General features: G+C 52.4%; 21 protein-coding genes. 9 read left to right on the plus strand and 12 right to left on the minus strand.

Translation table 11 applies throughout. The features are described 5' to 3' along the window. Window positions 1-36: 36 nt before the first annotated feature. The 6 genes from porD to BUB30_RS21730 all read right to left on the minus strand — a co-directional run bounded on the left by porD (window position 37) and on the right by BUB30_RS21730 (window position 5,853). The gene (gene porD / locus BUB30_RS21705) at window positions 37-942 is read right to left on the minus strand and encodes a type IX secretion system protein PorD (protein WP_073138133.1); all 906 of its coding nucleotides are present in this window, start codon (window positions 940-942) and stop codon (window positions 37-39) included. After that, on the minus strand, window positions 935-2,137 hold the full coding sequence (coaBC, locus tag BUB30_RS21710) for a bifunctional phosphopantothenoylcysteine decarboxylase/phosphopantothenate--cysteine ligase CoaBC (protein WP_073139591.1): 1,203 nt from the start codon (window positions 2,135-2,137) through the stop codon (window positions 935-937). Before coaBC ends, porD begins: the two co-directional genes overlap by 8 nt. Before the next feature lie 12 nt (window positions 2,138-2,149). Further along, entirely contained in the window at window positions 2,150-2,473 is a 324-nt protein-coding gene (locus tag BUB30_RS21715; RefSeq protein WP_073138135.1) for a DNA-directed RNA polymerase subunit omega, read from the minus strand. Window positions 2,474-2,477: 4 nt separating this feature from the next. Then, on the minus strand, window positions 2,478-3,293 hold the full coding sequence (locus tag BUB30_RS21720; protein ID WP_073138137.1) for an outer membrane protein assembly factor BamD: 816 nt from the start codon (window positions 3,291-3,293) through the stop codon (window positions 2,478-2,480). A gap of 85 nt (window positions 3,294-3,378) precedes the next feature. After that, window positions 3,379-4,083, minus strand: a complete 705-nt coding sequence (locus BUB30_RS21725) for a T9SS type A sorting domain-containing protein (protein ID WP_073138139.1) — start codon at window positions 4,081-4,083, stop codon at window positions 3,379-3,381. A 183-nt stretch (window positions 4,084-4,266) separates the two neighbouring features. After that, entirely contained in the window at window positions 4,267-5,853 is a 1,587-nt protein-coding gene (locus BUB30_RS21730; RefSeq protein ID WP_084138301.1) for an OstA-like protein, read from the minus strand. A gap of 86 nt (window positions 5,854-5,939) precedes the next feature. Between BUB30_RS21730 and tilS the strand changes: the two genes are divergently transcribed. The 3 genes from tilS to BUB30_RS21745 all read left to right on the plus strand — a co-directional run bounded on the left by tilS (window position 5,940) and on the right by BUB30_RS21745 (window position 9,117). Beyond that, window positions 5,940-7,277, plus strand: coding sequence for a tRNA lysidine(34) synthetase TilS (tilS, locus tag BUB30_RS21735; protein ID WP_073138141.1), 1,338 nt, complete (start codon window positions 5,940-5,942; stop codon window positions 7,275-7,277). Window positions 7,278-7,526: 249 nt separating this feature from the next. Continuing rightward, entirely contained in the window at window positions 7,527-8,456 is a 930-nt protein-coding gene (gene mdh / locus BUB30_RS21740; protein ID WP_073138143.1) for a malate dehydrogenase, read from the plus strand. 298 nt (window positions 8,457-8,754) lie between these two features. Next, window positions 8,755-9,117 (plus strand): SMI1/KNR4 family protein, encoded by a 363-nt coding sequence (locus BUB30_RS21745; RefSeq protein WP_073138145.1) that lies wholly within the window; start codon window positions 8,755-8,757, stop codon window positions 9,115-9,117. Window positions 9,118-9,299: 182 nt separating this feature from the next. Here BUB30_RS21745 and BUB30_RS21750 read toward each other — a convergent pair whose 3' ends face one another. Then, window positions 9,300-10,310, minus strand: a complete 1,011-nt coding sequence (locus tag BUB30_RS21750) for a lipid A deacylase LpxR family protein (protein ID WP_073138147.1) — start codon at window positions 10,308-10,310, stop codon at window positions 9,300-9,302. Between the two features lie 605 nt (window positions 10,311-10,915). Between BUB30_RS21750 and BUB30_RS21760 the strand changes: the two genes are divergently transcribed. Continuing rightward, window positions 10,916-11,224: a hypothetical protein gene (locus BUB30_RS21760; protein WP_073138156.1), complete on the plus strand. Its 309-nt coding sequence runs from the start codon at window positions 10,916-10,918 to the stop codon at window positions 11,222-11,224. 21 nt (window positions 11,225-11,245) lie between these two features. Here the strand turns inward: BUB30_RS21760 and BUB30_RS21765 are convergent, their stop codons facing one another. After that, window positions 11,246-12,016: a class I SAM-dependent methyltransferase gene (locus tag BUB30_RS21765; RefSeq protein WP_073138158.1), complete on the minus strand. Its 771-nt coding sequence runs from the start codon at window positions 12,014-12,016 to the stop codon at window positions 11,246-11,248. A 426-nt stretch (window positions 12,017-12,442) separates the two neighbouring features. Between BUB30_RS21765 and BUB30_RS21770 the strand changes: the two genes are divergently transcribed. From BUB30_RS21770 to BUB30_RS21780, 3 genes are read left to right on the plus strand one after another with little or no spacing between them, the layout of a single operon-like run. Continuing rightward, complete coding sequence (locus BUB30_RS21770; RefSeq protein ID WP_245804150.1) at window positions 12,443-13,072, plus strand: RNA polymerase sigma factor; 630 nt, start codon at window positions 12,443-12,445, stop codon at window positions 13,070-13,072. Further along, entirely contained in the window at window positions 13,062-13,922 is an 861-nt protein-coding gene (locus BUB30_RS21775; protein ID WP_073138160.1) for an anti-sigma factor family protein, read from the plus strand. The genes BUB30_RS21770 and BUB30_RS21775 overlap by 11 nt, the downstream gene beginning before the upstream one ends. A gap of 51 nt (window positions 13,923-13,973) precedes the next feature. Then, on the plus strand, window positions 13,974-15,224 hold the full coding sequence (locus tag BUB30_RS21780) for a hypothetical protein (RefSeq protein ID WP_143165028.1): 1,251 nt from the start codon (window positions 13,974-13,976) through the stop codon (window positions 15,222-15,224). A gap of 371 nt (window positions 15,225-15,595) precedes the next feature. Here the strand turns inward: BUB30_RS21780 and BUB30_RS21785 are convergent, their stop codons facing one another. Then, on the minus strand, window positions 15,596-17,368 hold the full coding sequence (locus tag BUB30_RS21785; RefSeq protein WP_073138164.1) for a chloride channel protein: 1,773 nt from the start codon (window positions 17,366-17,368) through the stop codon (window positions 15,596-15,598). A gap of 323 nt (window positions 17,369-17,691) precedes the next feature. On the opposite strand from BUB30_RS21785, the gene BUB30_RS21790 reads away from it, so the two are divergent. Together BUB30_RS21790 and BUB30_RS21795 are read left to right on the plus strand one after the other, a co-directional pair. After that, window positions 17,692-17,904 (plus strand): hypothetical protein, encoded by a 213-nt coding sequence (locus BUB30_RS21790; protein ID WP_073139600.1) that lies wholly within the window; start codon window positions 17,692-17,694, stop codon window positions 17,902-17,904. Between the two features lie 28 nt (window positions 17,905-17,932). Continuing rightward, window positions 17,933-18,412, plus strand: a complete 480-nt coding sequence (locus BUB30_RS21795; protein WP_073138166.1) for a DUF6232 family protein — start codon at window positions 17,933-17,935, stop codon at window positions 18,410-18,412. Between the two features lie 54 nt (window positions 18,413-18,466). Here BUB30_RS21795 and BUB30_RS21800 read toward each other — a convergent pair whose 3' ends face one another. The 3 genes from BUB30_RS21800 to BUB30_RS21810 all read right to left on the minus strand — a co-directional run bounded on the left by BUB30_RS21800 (window position 18,467) and on the right by BUB30_RS21810 (window position 20,574). Continuing rightward, window positions 18,467-18,808 carry a hypothetical protein gene (locus BUB30_RS21800; protein WP_073138168.1) on the minus strand — a complete coding sequence of 114 codons (342 nt, stop codon included), beginning with the start codon at window positions 18,806-18,808 and terminating at the stop codon, window positions 18,467-18,469. After that, the gene (locus tag BUB30_RS21805; protein WP_073138170.1) at window positions 18,805-19,890 is read right to left on the minus strand and encodes an endonuclease/exonuclease/phosphatase family protein; all 1,086 of its coding nucleotides are present in this window, start codon (window positions 19,888-19,890) and stop codon (window positions 18,805-18,807) included. The genes BUB30_RS21800 and BUB30_RS21805 overlap by 4 nt, the downstream gene beginning before the upstream one ends. Before the next feature lie 66 nt (window positions 19,891-19,956). Continuing rightward, a complete protein-coding gene (locus tag BUB30_RS21810; RefSeq protein WP_084138303.1) occupies window positions 19,957-20,574 on the minus strand; it encodes an SRPBCC family protein in 618 nt (205 codons plus the stop codon). Window positions 20,575-20,760 lie beyond the last annotated feature (186 nt).

Below are 20,760 nucleotides of genomic sequence, written 5' to 3' on the forward strand. Positions count from 1 at the left end.
AATCGGGGCATGAATCCAAACACGGGCAAGGGGAGATCAGTTCTCGATCATCTTGCTGTATCCCGCCCGGGTGTTGGACGGGTCGATGGCCGTCACGATGTCGTAGACCTCCCGGCGGACCTGGATGTTGCCGCTGGAAAAAATGTTGGACAATTCCTTGCCCTTGGCGTCAAAAAAGCTGATCACCAGGATAGACGCAGGGTTGATATCGCGCATTTTCTTTACGTCGCGCAAACTTTTGAGGATGATCTCACGGCTTTTGTCGGGATCTTTCTCAAAGTTGTCGAGCGCCAGGCGGTGATAGGAGTAGAGGGCCTTGCGGACATCGACCGACTGCGCGTTGTTATAGTTCTCCACGATCCAATAGCGGCTCCGGTTGTTGCCCCCCAGGGCTTGCCAACCCGCACGGTTGGATTGCTGCGCGTTGTTGACCACGGCCAGCGCTTTCTGGAAATACGCTGTGCCACCCAATTCGCTAAACGTGTCGGCATCGACACCCACGATCAGGTAGGCATACAGCGCCAGCATGGAGGTGAGGTTGGTGGTGTAGGTATTGTCGTTGAATTCCAGGGGAAGCGACTCGATGTATTCAAACTCCCAATCGCGGTCGGCAAAGTTGAAGATCAGGCTGGAGTAGTTCGTGCCATACACCGGCCGCGCAGCCTGGATCTGTACGGAGGCTGTGAAGTTGCCCACGGAGGGCATCTTGGTGATGGTGATCAGCATGTTGCAGTTGATCTTCTCATAGACCTTATAGGCGTCGGGCGTCCATTTGCGCGAGTTCATGAACTGCTCGATGGCGGTCTTCATGTCGCGGAAGATGCCGCGGTCGGAAGTGGCGATCTGTGTGGAGTTGATGGTGACGGTGCAGGCCAGTTCCTGCGCCCATCCGAAACCGAATGAGCAAAGGGTGATACACAAAAGAAAAGCACGCTTAGTCATGCAGTTTTTCAATGATGGCCTCTACAATGTCTTGTGCTACGGCATTCTTGTCTTTCAGGTCGAATGCCTTGGCCTGGTTGTTCCGGTCCAGGATCGTGATCTTGTTCGTGTCGTGACCAAAGCCCGCGCCGTTGTCGCGCAACGAATTTAACACGATCAGGTCAAAATTCTTCGACTCCAGCTTTTTAAATGCGTTGGCTTGCTCGTGTTCCGTTTCCAGGGCAAAGCCCACCACGATCTGTCCGTTGTGCTTCAGCTTGCCCAGCGACGCGGCGATGTCGCGCGTTTTCACCAGCTCGAGGTTGAAGACGTCGTCTTTCTTTTTGATCTTCTGATCGGCGATCACCGCAGGGCGGTAGTCGGCCACGGCGGCGGCCAACACGGTGATGTCGGCAGCGGAGAAGAGGGTGGTGCAGGCGTTGTACATGTCTTCGGCGGAAGTTACATGCTTAACGCTGATGCGGGGATTTTCGGTATGCTGTTGCGTGGGGCCCGCAATTAAATCCACGTCGGCGCCGGCGTTGGCCAGGGCTTCGGCGATGGCAAATCCCATCTTGCCGCTGGAGTGGTTGCCGATAAAACGGACGGGGTCCAACGCCTCGTAGGTTGGGCCGGCCGTGACCAGCACTTTTTTGCCCGCCAGTTTTTGCTGGGGACGAAAGAAATCCTCCAGGTGTTGCACGATCTGCTCCGGCTCGGCCATGCGGCCCGTACCCACCAACCCACTGGCGAGCTCGCCAAACGTGGAGTCGATGATGTGGTTGCCAAAGCTTTTGAGTCTTTTGAGATTTTCCTTGACGGCCGGATGCTGCAGCATGTCCAGGTCCATGGCCGGGGCCATAAAAACCGGGCAGCGCGCCGACAGGTAAACGGCCAGCAACAGGTTGTCGCAAAGGCCGTGTGCCATTTTGCCCAGGGTGTTGGCCGTGGCGGGGGCGACGACGATGGCGTCGGCGGCCAGGGCCAGGTCAACGTGGTTGTTCCATTCGCCGGTGTCGGCTTTTTGGAAGTGGGTGAGGGCAGGCTTTTTGGAAAGCGTAGCCAGTGTAAGCGGCGTGATGAATTCGTGGGCGTCGGGCGTCAGGATCACCTGCACGTCGGCCCCGGCTTTGACCAGGAGGCGCACGAGCACGGCCGACTTATACGCCGCAATGCCCCCACATACTCCGACCACGATCCGCTTGCCTTTCAGCATGGCTTCGCGCAATTAAAGTTCGACCTTCGTGTCGTCTTCGCCGCGGAGACGGAAGTTCAGTTTTTCTTCCAGGAATTCTTCAGTTGCCGTGGTGGTAGGCTTGGGCATGCGCTCGTAGAACTTGGAGATCTCGATCTGCTCGCGGTTCTCGAACACTTCCTCCAGGTTGTCTACCGTGGTGGCAAATTCGGCCAGCTTGTTGTTGAGCTCTTCCTTGATGTTGACGGCGATCTGGCGCGCGCGCTTCGAAATAACCACTACCGACTCATAGATGTTGCCGGTCTGGGCTGCGATCTTCTCTACATCGCGTGTAACTACAGATGATTGAACTGCCATATTCTTACAGATTATTGTTTTTTGATTTACTGATCTTGGCCAAACTGTCCCCATACATCTTCTCTGCGTCTTCCAGGTAAGTGCTGGTGGGAAAGCGGTCCACGAATTCTTTATAATGATCCACCACGCCTTTGTAGCGATCCAATTGCTTGGAATAAATGCTTTGCTCGGCCAGGCGGTATTCCGACGAGATCACCAGGTAGTAGGTGCGTTCCAGGTATTTCGAATCGGGGAAATTGTCTTTAAAGTTGGTCAGGGCCACAATGGCGGCCTTGTAGCTGCGCATGCGGTAGTACTGGTAGGCATTCTCAAAGCCCTTTTTCTCCAGCTTTTCCTGGGTAGCCACGATCACCTCGATGGCCTTGTCGCGGAAACTGCTTTGGGGATAGCGGTTCAGGAACAGCTGCATGGCCGCCATGGCGTCTTTGCTGCTGGATTGGTCCAGGTTGGCGTTTGGCGATGACTCGTACAGCGAATAGGCATACATATACCGCGCTTCCTCGGCCATGGCACTGCGGCCGTAGGTCTCATAGAAGGTCTTGAACTGCTCGGAGGCCAACAGGTACAGTTTGTCGTAAAACTGGCAATAGGCCAGGTAAAACTGCACTTTTTCACCCTCCGGGAGACCGCGAACGATGGGGATGATCTGCTCGAACAACACGGAAGCCTTATAATAGTCTTTCTTGTTGTTGTAGTAGTTCAACGCCGCGTCGTATTTCACGCGCCAATCCGCGCTTTTTTCAATCCTGCGGAATTTACTACAGGAAGCCGCCACGATCAGGATCAGCGCAAGGGAAAGAATGGAGGATACTCGTTGCATAAGCCCGCAAATATAGCATAAGAAGCCAGAACTGGAAAACGTCATTTTTTTGCCTGTAGATGCACGGGCGGCCCAAAAAGTTGATTTATTTTTTCACGATGAGCTTTCGCGTCATCACACCCTCGTCGTCGATATACAGGGTGTAGAAGTAGATTCCGGCGTTCAAATCGTCGGTTTTGATCCGGATCAGGTTTTCCAGGCTGGGAAGCTGGTATTCGCCCACCGTGTTACCCAACAGGTTGTGTACCACGATCTTGGCCTTAATCTGGTCGTTCAGGATCTTATACTCCACCTGGGCATGATCCACCACGGGGTTGGGGTAGACGTCGTGCAGGGTGATGAATTTCGAAGTGTACAGGCTCTGTTTTTCGGGCTTTTCCTCCACATCGAAGTTGAGCACGAATTCCACGGGCTGGCCTGGGTTTGACTTGTTGTAGACGATGTATTTCAGTGTGCTGGGCCCCGACACAAAGCCGGCCTCCAGGGAAATGTTGAGGTTGTTCAGAGTTTGACCTGGTTCCACCTTCACGATGTAATCCTCCACCTTCGAATCCAGGCAATTGTTGTCGACACAGAAATAGTTCTTTTGGGTGCCGCCGATCTGACCGGTCACTTTGCGGATGATGAGGGTGATGGGTTTTTCGGTGGTGTTGCGGAAGCGGAGGGGAGCCTTGATGGTCTCGCCGATGATGCCCTTGTAGGACTCCTGGATGCTAGTGAGCTCGAATCCCTGCCCGAACCCCGCAAGGGAGGCAGAAATCAGAATCGCCAACAACCAGAAACGCTTCATACCCAGGGTCTATATGTATTTCACAAAATTTAAACATTTTAACCGGACCTCATAATAGAAACAGAACTTTTTCGTTGCCGGACACGACTTTTTTTCCACACAAACGATTTCGCCATTTCATAACGGTTTTGCATCCCCTGTCTCCGGGGGGTGGCGAAATCTGTTGTTACCAGAATGTTAACCTTAGGGTTGGATGGACGGGCTCTTGCGGTGAAAGGGTTTCACCACGTCTTCGCGCTTGGGTTTCTTGTCGCCTTTCCAGGAGAAACCCTTTAGCGTCATGTCCTCTTTCTTCAATTCGTGAGGCGGAATAAACCGCGCTTCAGGACGGGTATAGAAACTCAGGTTGTTCACTTTGCCCTCGCGGAAGCGGATGAGAATGTTGCTGCAAATGATGCGGTTTGTGCCCATGGCTCCCACCGGCTTGTCGGCCTTCTTTTCGCTGAGCGCATAATAAATGCTTTCGCCATTTCCCTCGACATACACCCGGCTGATCTTCTTGTCCTGGAAAGTGGCCGTCATCTTGCGGCCACTGATCTGATTGAAGTTGAGTAGCGTATCCTGCGAGATCACAAAGCTGTTCACGTTCATGAAGAGGCGGTCGATCGTGTTGTTCTTGATGAGCATGCGGATGGTGTCGGCCGTCATCTGGTTGCCCTCTGTCCACAACACCGGGCTTTTGTAGAAGTAGATGGTGGAGTCGGCCGAGCGGTATTCGAGCGAGTCGGCAAGACCCTGCAGGTCGCCGCGATAAATTTTTACATGGTTGTAGGCCAGCAATCTTTTCTTCTGGGGATCGGGACTGTCGATCGACACCAGGGTATCGGCCGAGATGAAAAGGGTGTCGTTGTTGTCGGTGATCTTGGCGAGGTAGGGATTGTTGTACACCTTGGAAACGCCCTTAAGTTTATAATAGTCGGAGGCCTGTCCGTAGATGATGATGTTCTCCTTTTTTGAGGTCATGATCACGTTGCCGCGCAGCTTGTATACTTTGCGGATGTCGTCGAGCGCATAGTCGTCGCCCTCCAATTTGTAGTCGACCGACTCGGCCTCGCCCAGCTTCAGGTCCGAACGACGCGTCTTGGTGTCGTACTCGCCGTCGTTGTACACAAAGGTGGCGCTGTCCTTGTCCACCACCGTAGTCGGGGTGCGGAAGTAAAGGACTTTGCTGCGCGAATTGTATTGCAAACTATCCGACGTCATCGTATAGTCGGGGTTCTTCACGTGCACGTTTTTTTTGAACGACGCCATGTTAGACGTCAGGTTGTAATAGCCTTTCACACTGGTGAGCACGTTGATGCTGTCCACCAGCTTGCCGTTGTTGTAATAGTAGGCCGTATTCTTGGGGCGGTCAAAATCCAGGAAGTCGGTATAAAGCGTGGAGGTAGCCAGTTTTGTGAACACCACGTTGTTGCGCAGTTTGGCCAGTTTGAGATTGCCGTCGTATTCCAGCTTGTTGCCCGTGATGGTCACTGAGTCGCCCTCCAGGATGCGCACCTTGCCGAAGGCCTCGATGTAGTTTCTTTTCTTGAAAAAGTGGGCGGAATCGCAATAGATGGTGGTGGTGTTCTGGACGAAGATCACGTTGCCGATCACACGGTCGAAACGGTCCTCGCCGGCCTTGCCGCCTTGGAGCCGGTCGGCCTGTTTCAGCTTTACTTTTTTCTGGGCATACGCCGAATTCATGCCCGAAAACAAGGCAATAGCCACCAGGACGAGGCATTTCATCCCCCAGGAAAAGCGTGCGCGCGAAGTATAGCGTAGGTCCATAAAAAACGTTGCAAGCTACGACGCTAAACGCGAAAATCGTAACCCCCGGGCCTAGTTATCGGGGGTGATGTCGTACCTTTGCTGCCATGCTGGAGCAATTTCTGAACCACATTGAACGGTTCGCGCTCTGCCGGCGCGAAGATCCCATTTTGCTGGCCGTGAGCGGTGGCGTGGATTCCATGGCCATGCTCCACCTGTTCACCGCGGCAGGCTTCACCGTGGGTGTCGCCCACTGCAATTTTCAACTGCGGGGCAAAGATTCTGATGGCGACGAGGATTTTGTCGTCCAGGCCTGCAAGACCCTGAACGTTCCCGTGTTTGTGCACCGCTTCGAAACAGATGCCTATGCCTGGGAGAATGGGCTCTCCACCCAAATGGCCGCCCGCGAATTGCGCTACGCCTGGTTTGACGACCTGATGGAGATCCACTACTACTCGGCCCTGGCCACCGGCCATCATTTCGATGACTCGATGGAGACCATCCTCCTCAACATCACCCGCGGCGCTGCCACCGACGGCATGGCCGGCATCCCGGTCAAGAATGGCCGCGTGATCCGCCCGCTGTTGTTTGCTACCCGCGCGCAAGTGGAAAAATATGCCGCCGAACATCGCCTGAAATGGCGCGAAGACAAGAGCAACCTGACCGACGACTACCAGCGAAATTTTATCCGCCACAAGATCATCCCCCAACTCAAGGAGCTCAACCCCTCCCTGGAGACCACCTGGCAAAACGGCATCGAAAAAATACAAGGCGAACTGGCGATCCTGCACGATGCATTTGACGCCTGGTGTGTAAAGAACATCACCCGAACGCAGGATAAGATCGCCATCGATAAGAAAGGACTTAACCATGGTGCGCAAGTCAACGCGTTGCTGTGGCGCTTCATAAAAACGTATGGGTTCAACTATGAACAGACGCGCGAGATCATCCACGCGTTGAATGGCCAGCCCGGCAAGAAATTTTTAGCGCCTGCTTTTCTGTTGGTCGTGGACCGAGAAAATATCTTCATCACGCCGCGAAGCGAAGATTGGGATGAGCAGCACATTGGCACCCTGGCCGGTCGCCACACCCTCGGGCCGTGGGAGCTGAGCCTGGAAAATACAGCGCCGGCGGTGCGGGGCAACGATCCGCGCGAAGCCGTACTCGATGCCACACACCTGCAGTTTCCCCTGGTGTGGCGCAAGTGGCGGGCAGGCGATTTCTTTCATCCCCTGGGCATGGATCACAAAAAGAAGCTGAGCGATTTTTTTATCGACAAGAAGTTGAGTGTGGCCGACAAAGAGACGATCACCGTGTTGGAGTCGGCCGGGCAGATCGTTTGGGTGGTCGGGCACCGGATCGACGACCGCTTCAAAGTGACCCCCCAGACCCAACGCGCACTGCGGTTTGTCCTGACCGATCACGCGGAAAAACCACGAGCTTAATATCACTTTGATGGGGATGACACACGGTGTGTGAATGTGTCGTGTGTGTTTATAACCGCCTGTCTATCAATCGTCCCCCAGTGTCCCGGGACATGCTTGTCAGGCGTCGGGCCCGCCGGTTGGGAGTGTCGCCTTTTGCAAGAAAATATTTCCAAAATCCTGCCTTATGTATAACTTGCCGCGCCTATTCAGAAAGGCCCCCAGGAAAGAGCATCATTTCTTAAACATAACTTTAAACATATTCTAACAATGAAAGTAACTGTAGTTGGCGCTGGCAATGTGGGCGCTACATGTGCCGATGTGCTGGCCTACCGCGAAGTGGCCAACGAAATCGTGTTGGTGGACATCAAGGAAGGACTGGCCGAAGGCAAGGCTCTTGATATCTGGCAGAAAGCCCCCATCGACCTGTACGACAGCCGTACGGTAGGTGCCACCAATGACTATTCCAAATCCGCCAACTCGGATGTGGTGGTGATCACCTCGGGCCTGCCGCGCAAACCGGGCATGAGCCGCGACGACCTTATCGGGACCAACGCCGGCATCGTGAAGTCGGTAACGGAAAACATCATCCGCTATTCTCCCAACGCCATCGTCATCGTAGTATCCAACCCGTTGGATGTGATGACCTACCAGGCGCACCTCACCTCGCGTCTGCCCCGCACCCGCATCATGGGCATGGCCGGCATCCTGGACACAGCACGCTATCGTGCGTTCCTGGCTGAAGCCCTCAACGTTTCTCCCAAAGATATCCAAGCCATCCTGTTGGGCGGCCACGGCGATACGATGGTGCCGCTGCCTCGCTACACAACGGTTGCTGGTATCCCTGTAACGGAATTGATCGATAAAGATAAACTCAACGCCATTTTGGAAAGAACCAAAGTGGGTGGCGGAGAACTGGTGAAACTCATGGGTACTTCGGCATGGTATGCTCCTGGAAGCGCTGCTGCGCAGATGGTGGAAGCTATCGTGAAGGATCAGCGCCGCGTGTTCCCGGTTTGTATTAAGCTGGAAGGTGAGTATGGTATCAAGGATTGCTACCTGGGCGTGCCTGTAGTGTTGGGCAAGAACGGTGTGGAGAAGATCATTGAGCTTGACTTGAATAGCGAAGAGAAAGCACTGATGGAATCCAGCCGCAAGGCGGTGAGAGAAGTGATGGACGTGTTGGAGAAATTGGGATAATTTTTCTTAAGGTATATAAAATGAAAAGCCGGGTTTGCGCCCGGCTTTTTTTGTTTAGGGGAAGCCCTCGTCATGTCGCAGGCACGAATGCTCTTAGGAACTACGCCAGTAGTTCAAGACATCCCGAGTTTCGAGAGCACGGAGAGCGGATATGCTAAGCACGAGATAAAACGAAGACTGGTAAACACCGAGAGTGTTATGCCCCTTGGAATCCGCATAGTCCCGAGGCGGAGACTATGCGGGGGCGTATGGCCCAGCTTTTTTTGTTTACTTCAGAATGAAACAGTTAAATTGAACCATGTCCCTGACGATGAATCCCCCGCCGCTTTCAGAAGCCGTGGAAATATTCTTATCACGCGTTGACTTTACTTTGCCAGAAGGATACGAGAGATTTATCCGGAGCTCAAACGGAGCAGAAGGTTTTCTGAAAAACGCTTACGTTATACTTTGGCCGATAGAAGACTTGTTCACCCACAACGAAGGCTATCGGGTTGAGGAGTACGCTCCCGGATTCTTCATCATCGGATCTGATGGTGGAGGCACTTCATATGCTGTGGATAAACAAACAGGAGCGTTGTATGAAATGCCATTTATTGGCATGTCGCGGGAAGAAGCTTCGTGGGTGGCAAAGGATTTTGATGATTTTATTGATAGGGCCTGAAGGTTCAGACTAAAATATTGTGTTCATAATCTTTAATGAATATGCGTTTGTTGGGCGGGCGATAGGCTCACGCGCATTGAAACGTTAAGTGCGCGTAGTTTAAAGATCACTCTGTTCAAAGCCTTGGCAGGATTTTTCAAAGCTGCCCGAATGGAAGCCAGCGCAATTCTCAATCCCTTTTTTTACCAAAGGAAATGGAGCGTTAGCGTGCCGACGGTGTGTTTGTAGAGTCCTTTTCGATACGTCGTGCTGTAGGTTTGCAGGTAAGAAACGCTAAAGTTGCCATGGGAGAGTACTACTCCAAATTGCAAATCCATAACCCGGTGGGCAATGCGCTCGGATGTGTTGTCGGCGCGATCGGTCGCGGAGCGGGGATAATGTTCGCGGTCGCCTTTCAATAGTGCGTTGTGGACCACAAACGTGTTGATGGGCTTGAACACAAAATAGTACTGCGTTCTTACCTGTTTATTGTTCCGCACAAACGCACTGTACTGACTCAGGTATCCATTAAAGTAGGGGGCCATGCGCCCGACCCGCAGCATGGGGTAAATGGCTAGTGCGTCCATCATACTGCCAACCCGGACTTGGGCGCCTGCATTGATCTCGACGACGTTATGCCATGAAAGCAGATTTTTTTCGGCCGCGAAGTTAACGTTGAGCAGTGGTTGCGTGTCAAGCTGGTTATCCCAGCCCATCGGCTTTTGATAATGGATCAGCTTGTGCATGGCGGTTTGCGTTTGTTGTGCCAACGCTGCCGGCCCGCGCACGCCCGCGACGAGTTCCGTCTGGTAGCTGAACTTCTTCGTGGGATTGAATGAATAATGAGAACGCATGGCGAATAGCGCGCCGGCGTATGCATAGTCGTTGGGTTGATATTCCGGGATGCTGATGTTGTTGGGCGTCACCATCAGTTGCACCACGCTCCAGCCGTAGACGTCGACACTGCCTTCTCCCGCTTTGGGCAACAGTTTATCGAGAAAAAAATGATGCTGCTTTTTACGTTGGTAGAAGAGGTCCATGCGTGTGCCGTTGGTATAGGCGCGGTCTGTTCCATGGCCCGTGACGTTTAGAAAATCGTTGTCTTCATAGAACCGGAATAACTTACTCGGTGCCGTGGACTGGGCATGTACATGAGCCGTAAACAAAAGCAGAAAGCTCAGTACAAAACTGGCGCATATGGTGAAAGACTTCATAAAGTCGCTACATTAAACAGTTGTTCAAATTCAACCGATGTATACGAAAACGGTTTTAAAAAGTAGCGTGTGCACAGATGTGTTTCAGTTACCTTTTTGTAACCCGGTACACGCACGACCTGCAAGACAAAATTTCACCCATCGGGACAATTACAAATCCGAAGGTCGTTCAAGCCACTCAGCAAAGCGTTCAAGCTTCACTCAAACATTTTCGGTTCAACAGAATCTGAAATGAGCCTCGTGGCATCTTTCAACTTCAAGTCGTTGCCAGGCTCTAGTGATCTATTCTGTATGAAGTGGGTTTGTTGTTGCCGTTCACATCTTTAAAGGCGCGGGCCCCATCCTCGTATCGAAGACTTTGAAAGAATATGAAAAATTTTTGGGCGAATATGAGTTTGTCCGCATGCGGGGGTCCCCGGCCCCGGAGCGGAGCTATGTAATGCATCGCGAACATAAGCGCACGATACGTGCTATCGCAATGCACGATGAGAACCGGAGGGAGTTAGTGTGATGGGCCTTGCAGTCTTCCTGGTATTCCTATTGCAAATTATTTTCAGCTATCTTGGCTGGCATAATTTTAGACTCCTGTGCGAACATTTTTTTTAATGCTTTTGATGCTGAGCCTGCCGCTTTATTCGGTCGCACAAAAGACGACGATCGACGCGAAGGCGCTTTATGGAACTCGCGAGCGTTCTCCGGCTATTGGCGTTGTCACATTCACTACCTCGGTGGATGAAAAAGGTGTGATGGGCGAGATCATAATAACAAAGGAAGGAAAGGTATCGAGGAAGAATATCCGATCCTATAAAAAGCATTTCCGCGAGGAGGTTGACCGCCAGCTCCTGAGACACCCGGGGCCGGTTAATAAAATAACTTTTACCTACAGAATCACCGCAAAACGGAAAGAGGATTAACAGACTGGTTGATCGAACGGTTTACTTTTTTTGACCCACGTAAATAGTCTCGCCTTTTACCAACCCGTACTTCTTTCGCACGTCCTCTGGAAGTTGATTCACAAATTCATCAGCCACTGGCGTTAGTCCTGCGCGGGCAATGCGTTGTGTATAGTCATGGCCATACTTCCGCACATGATCATCTTGCCCAAAGATCTTTTCGCGTTCGCGCTTATCGGTGATGGTAGGATCTTCGAAAGTGACATCGGGGATGGGATTGAAAAATGGGATCTGCATGATCGCGAATCCTCCCGGTTGTAGCACGCGATGGATTTCGCTCATGGCCTTGATATCATCCGCCACATGCTCCAGCACGTGGTTGCAGAGCACCACCGTAAACGTGTTGCCGGGGAAAGGGATCTGGTGGATGTCCATCTTCACTTTGGCCAGGGGCGACTCGATGTCGGCCGTGATGTAGCGGTCGCCGTGGAGGGCTTCGAAGCGTTTGATGAAGCAGGCTTCGGGGGCAATGTGGAGTACGTGGTGGGTGGCGGTGAAAAACGTGGTCTTCTGCTGGAGGTATAGCCAGATCAGGCGATGACGTTCCAACGACAAACAATTAGGGCACAGCGCATTGGGTCGCGGGTTGATGCGGCCATAGGGAAGGAACTGGCGGAAACCCCGGCTGCAGACGGGGCAGGTGACGTTGTTTCCGATATAAAACAGGCTGACGGCTTTTAATCCCACTCCGCTTACCCGTTGGAGGTATTTCCGGGGCACATAGCGGATGAGCCACGCGATAATTTTTTTCATGCGGGCGCAAAGTTAAGGGTTGGCGGTAATTTGTTGGTGTGGTAGAAATATTTGGTTTTTTGGGGTGTTTTTGAGGGGAGGCATGAATGGGGTGGGGTCGAAAGGGAGTGTGATTTGTTGGTGGGACACCAACAAATGGGTGTGGGGGTTTTGGGAATGGGGGACTTGAGATTTGGGTGGACTGGCCATAAGTAGGCTGGCTTTTGGGGAACGTCTGGTTACGGGGGAGACATCCGGCCAGGGATAGGAGTGGAAAGCCCACAGCGAAGGGTTGGGTGGAGGGTGGGGTGAGGACTTGGAACGGATAGCCCGGCCCGGAGGCTTCCGACGGGGGCCGCCAAAATATTGTTCTGGGGGCTAAAACTTTTTGCTGGAGGTCCCCATCTTTATGGCATCGAACGATAAATAACCTGAAATTCCTGATCTGTGACCGAGACTTTACTGGACATTGCCATGATGCACTCTGACACCCTTCTGGCCCGCGCGAAGGAGGGGGACCAGGCTGCGCAAGGCAAGCTGGTGCAACTTTGGTATAAGCGGATCTATAACTTTGGTTATAAGTTCTTTATGGACCACGACATGGCCATGGAAGTGTCGCAAAAGACCTTTATTTCCATGTGCCGCAGCCTGCCAAGCCTGCAAGACAACGCCCGTTTTAAGTCGTGGCTCTATAAGATTGCCGTGAACTACTGCCGTGAGGAGGCCCGCAAGCGAAAAGGGAACCGGTCCCTTTCATTTGATGTGGTCTGGAATCGCGAGGCGGAGGATTCGCCGGCGTGGGAGACTTCATCGCAGCGGTTTGACAATCCCGAGCGCCAGTTGCAGCAAGCCGAATTGTCGGATGTGTTGCAGCAGGCTTTGCACGAGCTGAACGTGGAGCAGCGCGAGGTGGTGATCATGAAGGAGTATGAGGGTCTGAAGTTCAGGGAGATTGCGGAGGTGCTGAACATTTCGGAGAACACGGTGAAGTCGCGCATGTATTATGGGCTGGATGGCCTGCGCAAAATTTTGGAACGTAAGAATATCAACAAAGATACCATAGGCTATGAGCTATAAACCCAGTGAACAGGATCTGATGGCTTACCTGTATGGCGAGCTGGAAGACGACAAGCGCGAAAAGCTGGAGCAATATCTCCTGGAAAATCCCACGGCCCGCCTGGAGCTGGAAAGAATGAACGGCTTGCGCCGGATGTTGGCCCAGGTGGAAGACAAGGAAGTGATTGCCCCGCCGATTTTTGTGGGCGAACACCCGTCGCAACGCTTCTGGCAGGCACCCTACATGAAGACCATCATGGGCATTGCCGCGTCGCTGCTGGTGGTGATCCTGGTGGCTAAACTTTCGGGACTTAACATACGGTATCAGCAACAAGAATTGCGCATCAGCTTTGGCGATGTGCCTAAAGTGAAGACTGAATCGTCCGTCACTCAACCCACGGTGGCCTCGCTCACCCCGGAGCAAGTGCAGGACATGATCAACAACTCGCTGCAACAAAACAATGCGACCTTGCAAGCCAGCCTGGATGAAACGCAAAAGAAACTGAACGCGTCCATCAATCAAAGCCTGGCCTTGAACTCGGGCAAGATCGACAAGCTGGTGCAACAAGCTTCCACCGCTTCCGAGGCGCAGGTGCGCGAATTTGTGGCCTCGATGCAAACCGAGAACGCGAAAATGGTGAAGAGCTACTTCCAGCTGAGCGCCAACGAACAGAAACAATATGTGGAAGGCCTCCTGGTGGACTTTGCCAAATATCTGCAGCAACAACGCAACGACGACCTGCAGGTGGTGCGGACACAGATCAACAGCCTTCAACAGAACAACGACGTGTTTAGAAAAGAGACCGAACAAATCTTAACCAGCATTATCAGCAAGGTGAATACAAGGAGCAGCGTCGGCATGGCAAACTAAGATTTTTTGAACGACAACGATTAACGAGAAAAGAACGCAATGGCAACACATATGAAAAGTAGATGGTATGCTGGGGTAGTGAGCCTGATGATGACGGCGATGCTGACCCCCGCCTGGGCCCAACAGAAGTTTGACGAAGAGCGGATGCAGCGCGACATCGCCGTGGCCGAGAACGTGCTGAGCACGCTTATAAAACAACAGATCAGCAATCAACGCACTTTCTTTCCTTTGGAAGTGAAGGGCAGCTACCAGTCGGGTTATGGCGTGACCTTTACCCTACCGGCTGATTACACAACACCCATGGTATGGAACGATGGCAATGGCAGCACCACGATCACCTATTACGGCAGCGGCAACAATCCCCCGGGCGTGCAAGTATATGGTAATGACCTGAACGTAGGTAACAACTATGTTGGCGATGAGAATGAGTTGGAGGAGGAAGATGCCCCAGTCATGCCCCCGGACCCGGACGACAAAGAAAGATTTAAACTGATCACAAAAGAGACCAAAAAGCGCAACAACGACATGGACAGCGTGCGCGACGCCTACAACGCGAAAGTGGTCGAGGCTGCCAAGACCTTTATCCTCGACTATGGCGACATGATCGCGCAACTGCAACCCACGGAGCGTGTGGTGGTCTCCAACCAGGGCAACAACCCGCGCGTTTGGGTGAACCAATTCTTTAACGCCCCCAACCGCACCCATCTTTCTGTAGAAGGATTGAAGTCGGACATCACCGCCTTCCGCCTGGGCAAGATCACCCGCGAACAAGCCCTCGCTAAACTGAAAGTGGTGAACACCGAGACCGTAGAAGAAGTTGCGCCCGACCTGGAACTGTTGGCGAGCATCTTCAGCCGGCTCTACAGCCCCGACTTGTCGAAAACCTATTTCACGGAAGACAACATCTATTTCGAACGCCTCAAAGACTTCGGCGTGATCTACTACATGCAAGCTTACAGCGGCATTGAACGCGAACGCGACAGCCGCCGCTACATCATGCCCACCCTGGGCCTGAACGACGTGGACCAAGCCACCCGCGACAAAAAAGCAAAAGAGATCTACCCGAAATTCGAAACAGAACTTAAGGACAACATCGTCGAATACGGCCGTACCTTGAAGAGCCTGAAGGACGACGAGGTGCTGGTCTTCCAGGTGAAGATCACCCGCTGCAACAAATGCGATATTCCGTCCTCGTTGGAGTACACTTTGAAAGCCTCGGTGCTGAAGGATTTCAACGCTGGAAAAATTGACCGGAACGCAGTCTTATCAAAGTTCACCGTGAAGAAGGGGAACAATCAATAACGGACTTACCAACTTAGAATATAGTACAAGCCTGAAAGGCTTCTCTACCATAGCCCCCAGTGAAACTGGGGGCTATTTGTTTATGGGCGAGTCAACCCCGGAGGGGTTACCTATAGGGCGTTTTCCAGCAGAGTTCACCGTGAAGAAAGGAATTTGAATGGAACACTAGCGTGGGACAATAACGGCATCCCATTGACAGACTAAATCGGCGCGTTGTGATGGGGGAATTTAATGTGCAACGTCGGATAGGGTAACCCCTCCGGGGTTGAATCCCATACAAAACTATACCCCCAGTTTCACTGGGGGCTATGGTAGGGAAGCCTTTCAGGCTTGTTAATTTTCTAAGACTCGGTGGTCCATTGATTTAGAACTTACACAGACTTCAACAACTCCGATCTATATTTTGTCAGCACATTAGACTTCGATACAAATCCGAGATATTGATTATCCTCCACTACGGGCAAACTCCACTGATTTGTGTCGTCGAATTTTTTGAGAACGCTATGCAGGTTCTCCGTGGTCTTAATGATCGCTGCCGGTTTTGTCATCAAATCCTTCATCACCGTTTTTTCATGTTTCTCCGGGCTGAAGATGATACTCCGGACATGATCCATATGAATAATTCCCTGTAATTCATTTTTATCGTTGATCACGGGAAACGTGTTGCGATTGGAGGTGGAGATCACCTTGATGAGCGACTGCAGGTTGTCGTTGGGTTTCAACGCCGAGAAATTGGTTTCGATCAACGAACCCAGGTCGAGTTTGCTCAATAAAAATTTGTCACGGTTCTCAATAGAGATATCAAGCATCGAAGAAAGCTTTTTACCCTCCATCGAAAGGGGTTCAAAATAATGCGCCACCGTGATGCTGAGGGCCGACACGATCATAAGCGGGATCATCAAACCATACCCGCCGGTGATTTCGGCAATGAGAAAGATGGCTGTCAGCGGCGCATAAAAAACACCGCTGAGAATTCCTGCCATGCCCACCAGGGTGAAGTTCACTTCCGGGATATGGGTATAGCCCAGGAGGTTGACGATGCGTGAAAAGATATAGCCCATATAAGCGCCCACAAACAAAGAGGGACCGAAGCTGCCGCCATTGCCGCCGCTGCCGATGGTGATGCCGGCCGCCAGCGTTTTCAGGAACATGAGCGCACCGAGGAAAACAAGGATTTCGCCGTCGCTATGGATGAAGTTTCGCAACAGCGAGGCGTTGGTGAGTTCGGAAGGACGCAGGGAGGCCAGCACCTTGATGGTCTCATAGCCTTCGCCGAAAAGCGGCGGAAAGAGAATAAGCAAGGCGAAGAGCAACAAACCACCCGTGACCACCCTGATCCAACGGTTGGCAATGCCTTTCATTTTTCCTTCGATCCAGGTGAAGGCCCGGGCATAGTAAAGGGAAAGGAAGCCGGCCAGGATACCCAGCACCACATAGTGCGGCATATTGTGATAATTGAAGGGCTGCTGCAGCGAGAATGTGAGCACGACGCCCTGCTTGAGGATGATCTTGGAGAGCAAAGCACCACAAGCGGCAGAGATGATGAGGGGGATAAAAGCTGTGGCACTGATGTCGGCCAGCAAAACTTCCACGGCAAAGAGCACGCCGGCGATAGGTGAATTAAAGGCCGCCGCGATGCCGGCCGCCGCGCCACAGGCCAACAGGATGGTGCGGTCCTTATACGAGAGGTTATAGGTCTGGGCATAGTTGGAACCAATGGCAGCGCCGGTGCTGACCATGGGCGACTCCAACCCGGTGGACCCTCCAAACCCAACGGTGAGCGCACTGGTGACCAGATGCGAGTACATCTGCTGGGGCTCGATGTTGCTGGATTTTTTGACAATGGTATACACGATCTCGGCGCTTCCTTTTTTGAACTGGTTTTTCAAGGCATAGCAGACGTAGACCACGGTGAGGAGAATGCCCACGATGGGGAAGATGGCGAACAGGAAGAAGCGCTCGTAATAGTTGCTGTAGTAGGTGACGAACGCCTCAATGGAATGCACGATATATTTCAGGATCACGGCCGCAAGCCCCGAGGAAAGCCCGACAAGAATAGCAGACAGTACAAAGAATTGCCGCTGCGATAATTTTTCGCGCAGGTAGGTGACAGGCGACTGGATGATGTTGAGGAGTTGTTTCATGAGTGCAGCTTCGCATAAAGATAATGGGTAAGTCCCTTTTATCGCTATCTGCTCTAACAACCCAACGGATATTAATAAGTTTTATCGGCCAGCGGTTTTAAACTATTCGTGGGTCAACGATCCGGGTGTTGTCACATGCGTTTGGTGCCGATCATGTTGCGATTGTGCAACAAAACGAGATTTGCGGACCGTTGACTTAGGGTGATCTCTTTGTGGACGAGTGTGGAGTTAAGTACACAACAAAAAAGATCAAAACCGGCCAATTCTTCAAGAAAAGCGGGTGGCGGGTTAATTGCTATACTTCCGGCACAAACCAAAAAAATATGAAGACTTTAGGAATTGCGCTACTCGTCCTGGGACTCGTCATGACCGTGTTCACAGGGTTCAACATCGTCACCAAAAAGAAGGTGGTCGATTTGGGTCCCGTAGAGATCAACAAAGAGGAGAAGACCCCTGTCTACTGGTCGCCTATCACAGGTGGCATTCTGCTGGTGGCCGGTGTGATCGTCCTGGTAGCAGGGAAGCGAAAGATCTAAATCTTTAGACACTAAAAAATTAACCATTATGATACCTGATAAAGTGCTTTACACGGATGGTCGTGGCATCACGGTCACCGATTCAACTTTTCAAGTGAAGAACATGTCGTATAGACTAAACGGGATTACAAAACACGGCCTACTCACCATCCAGCCGGAACGACTGCCGGGCATCTTTCTGGCGGGCATCGGCATCCTGCTGGGTTTGTTCGGAATGTTTAAGCTCATTCCCAACACCGTGATTGCCGACATTCAAATCAACGGCACCTACTACACAGCCAACTATGTCGCTTTGTGGATTGGTGGTGGCTTGATGATGCTCGGTCTGATCGCGATGCTCATTGTGCGCGAGCGCTATGCCGTGCGCATTGCCACCGCGGAGGGTGAGAAGAATGCCGTGGTGAGCAATAAAAAGGAATACATTGCGCAGATCGTGAATGCGCTCAATGAGGCTTTTCGTCGCGATGATGTGCACGCGGTGTATACCAACACAGCAGATTTGCGTTAGACCCGTTGAACATTTTCTTTCTGAAGTAAAGTACCCGCCACATCCGGCGGGTACTTACGTTTGTATCACTTTTATTTTTGTAGGGTGACTTAACCGGTAGTCGCGCTTGCTCTTGTCGATGCCATAGCGGCGGTTCACATAGCCCTTGGTATATTCTTTCACCCGCGCCTCGAATTCGATGACGGCGCCTTCCGAGAGTGTGAGTTGTTGGAATCCTTTCGTAAAGCTGAACCAAACGTGATCGGTGACCGTGCGCTGCGTTTCGGCATCTTTGATGTGCTGCAGCAGGATCGTTTCTTCCGAGTAGCCCTTGTAGTTCACTTTCTTCCCCAGGCGCACAAACACCGCCGTGAATTTCTTTCGTTCGCCTTCACGCTTGGCTAGTTCCTTTCTCATGGTTGCGCCGGGATGATGTTATACGTTCCCAGCAAGGGAAAATGGTCGGTGTAACCCACCGTGTTCAGGGTCTTGAATTGCAAGGCTTGGATGCGATGAGCGTGGAACTGGTTGTCGATGCGCAGCGTGCGCAACGTGTTTCCATTGTAGGTGAACCCAAACCCATTGCCCGCTTCTTCAAACGTATTGTCGAGATTTTTTTTCAAGGCTTGGTAGGAATATGAATAAGGCAGGTCGTTGAAGTCGCCCACACAGATCACCGGGTGTGGCGACCGTTGGATGAACGCCGAAAGCTTTTCGATCTGCACCCGGCGGTCTTGCACCCCCGTTTTCAGTTGGTTTAGGATGAGGCCGACCTTGGCGAACGCGGAAGGCAGATCCCACGCCTTGCTGGGGTCGTATTGTTTTAGTCCCATCGACTGGAGATGCACGCCGATGATGCGCACCGTGTCCTTGCCGGCCAATACATCCGCGAAAGCGATGCGGTTAAAGGCGTTCTCACTCACCGCCACGTCGCCCGTTTTCAGGATGGGAAATCTTGTGACGATGAGGACGCCCACCACGGGATAATGAGGTTGTTTGATGTCGGCGGAGAAATAATAGTGATAGCCCTTCGCTTTGAAATAGCGGAGCATGTCAAAGTTTTTGTCGCCGTCGAAGGTCATGAATTCCTGGTAGCATTGCACGTCGGCATTTTGTTGGAGGATCCAGTCCTTCAGTTGAAAGGCCAGCGGCGGCGGTGCATAAAAGGCCCAGTCCTGCACATAGGGGAAGCCGGTAAGGGAGACGTTGTAATTGAGCACCGAGAAACTTTGAGCGGAGGGTGATGGCCGGTGAACAAAACCTTTCCAGGGGAAAGTACTTGCCAGGTAGGGACTTCCAATACCCAAGGCCACTAAATAGTAGATCCCGGACAGTTTACGCCGGATCAGCGACCACAGGAGCAACAAGAGATTGACGACCAGCACACCCGGGATCAGAAAAGGAAGCAACCACAGATAATTTTCTTCCGTCGGCTGCACGCGGGCCAACGCATACAATACAGCCAGCACGAGCGCCGTGAAGAAATTAAAGTGGCTCAATCGCTTCGGATTTTAGCGGGCTAAGTTAGGTTGATTTCCTGGTAAAAGAAATTGGCCGCCGGGGCGTCACCGCGTTTCGAAGCGCTTCTCCAGTTTGTCGAGCACGGCCGTCCAATGGGCTTTCATTTCTTCGCGCGCCGCTTCGCTGGGCAATCCTTCATGGTGAAAACTCAGGGCTGTCTTTTTTCCGCTGGCGACCACGCGCACCTGGAGCAGGGAGGGAGAGATCCAGTTGTCGGGGTGCCAGGCCATCCGGAGGTGAGAGCCGGGTTTGAACACCCTGAGCTCGGCAGCCAGTCCTTTTTTTACTTTGTAGGGTCGGGGACCATCCAAGGCCAGCGCTTTGCCCAGCCAGACCTTCATGCATTCGGGGGAAACAAGAAAATCCCAGGCTTCGTCTTTCGACATCGGGAACGCGCGGCGCACGCCGATCTGGAAACCGCCGGCGATTTGGCCGGTGATGCGTTTGCCTTTTGCTTCGCGGAAGCCGAGGGCGATTTTTTGACGCCACCAAGGGCTTTCGATTTTTGGGGCGAGGAGTTTTACGATTTCAGGGTGGGAGAGGGTGTCGGCTTTTTTGCGGTCGAGGGAATTGATCCAGGCGGCCCAGGTTTTGCCGGTGGCTTTTTTCAGGGCTTCGTTGGTGACGCTGGCGAGTTGGTGGATTTCTTTTTGCTTGGCCATGGGGTTGAATTTTTTGTAAAAGAAAGCCACGGATGTGTCAGCAGTGTGTCAGTAGATTTGGAGTGTTTTGCTCAGATCAAAATAGCCGCCCCACCTTCGCTAACGTGACGGCGGGCCCGCCTTCGCTAAAGCTTCGGCGGGCAAGCAAGCAAGCAAAGTTGGGGTGGAACTTTGCTTGCCTCTCCG

Source organism: Chryseolinea serpens (genome assembly GCF_900129725.1).
GTDB classification, from domain to species: Bacteria; Bacteroidota; Bacteroidia; order Cytophagales; family Cyclobacteriaceae; genus Chryseolinea; species Chryseolinea serpens.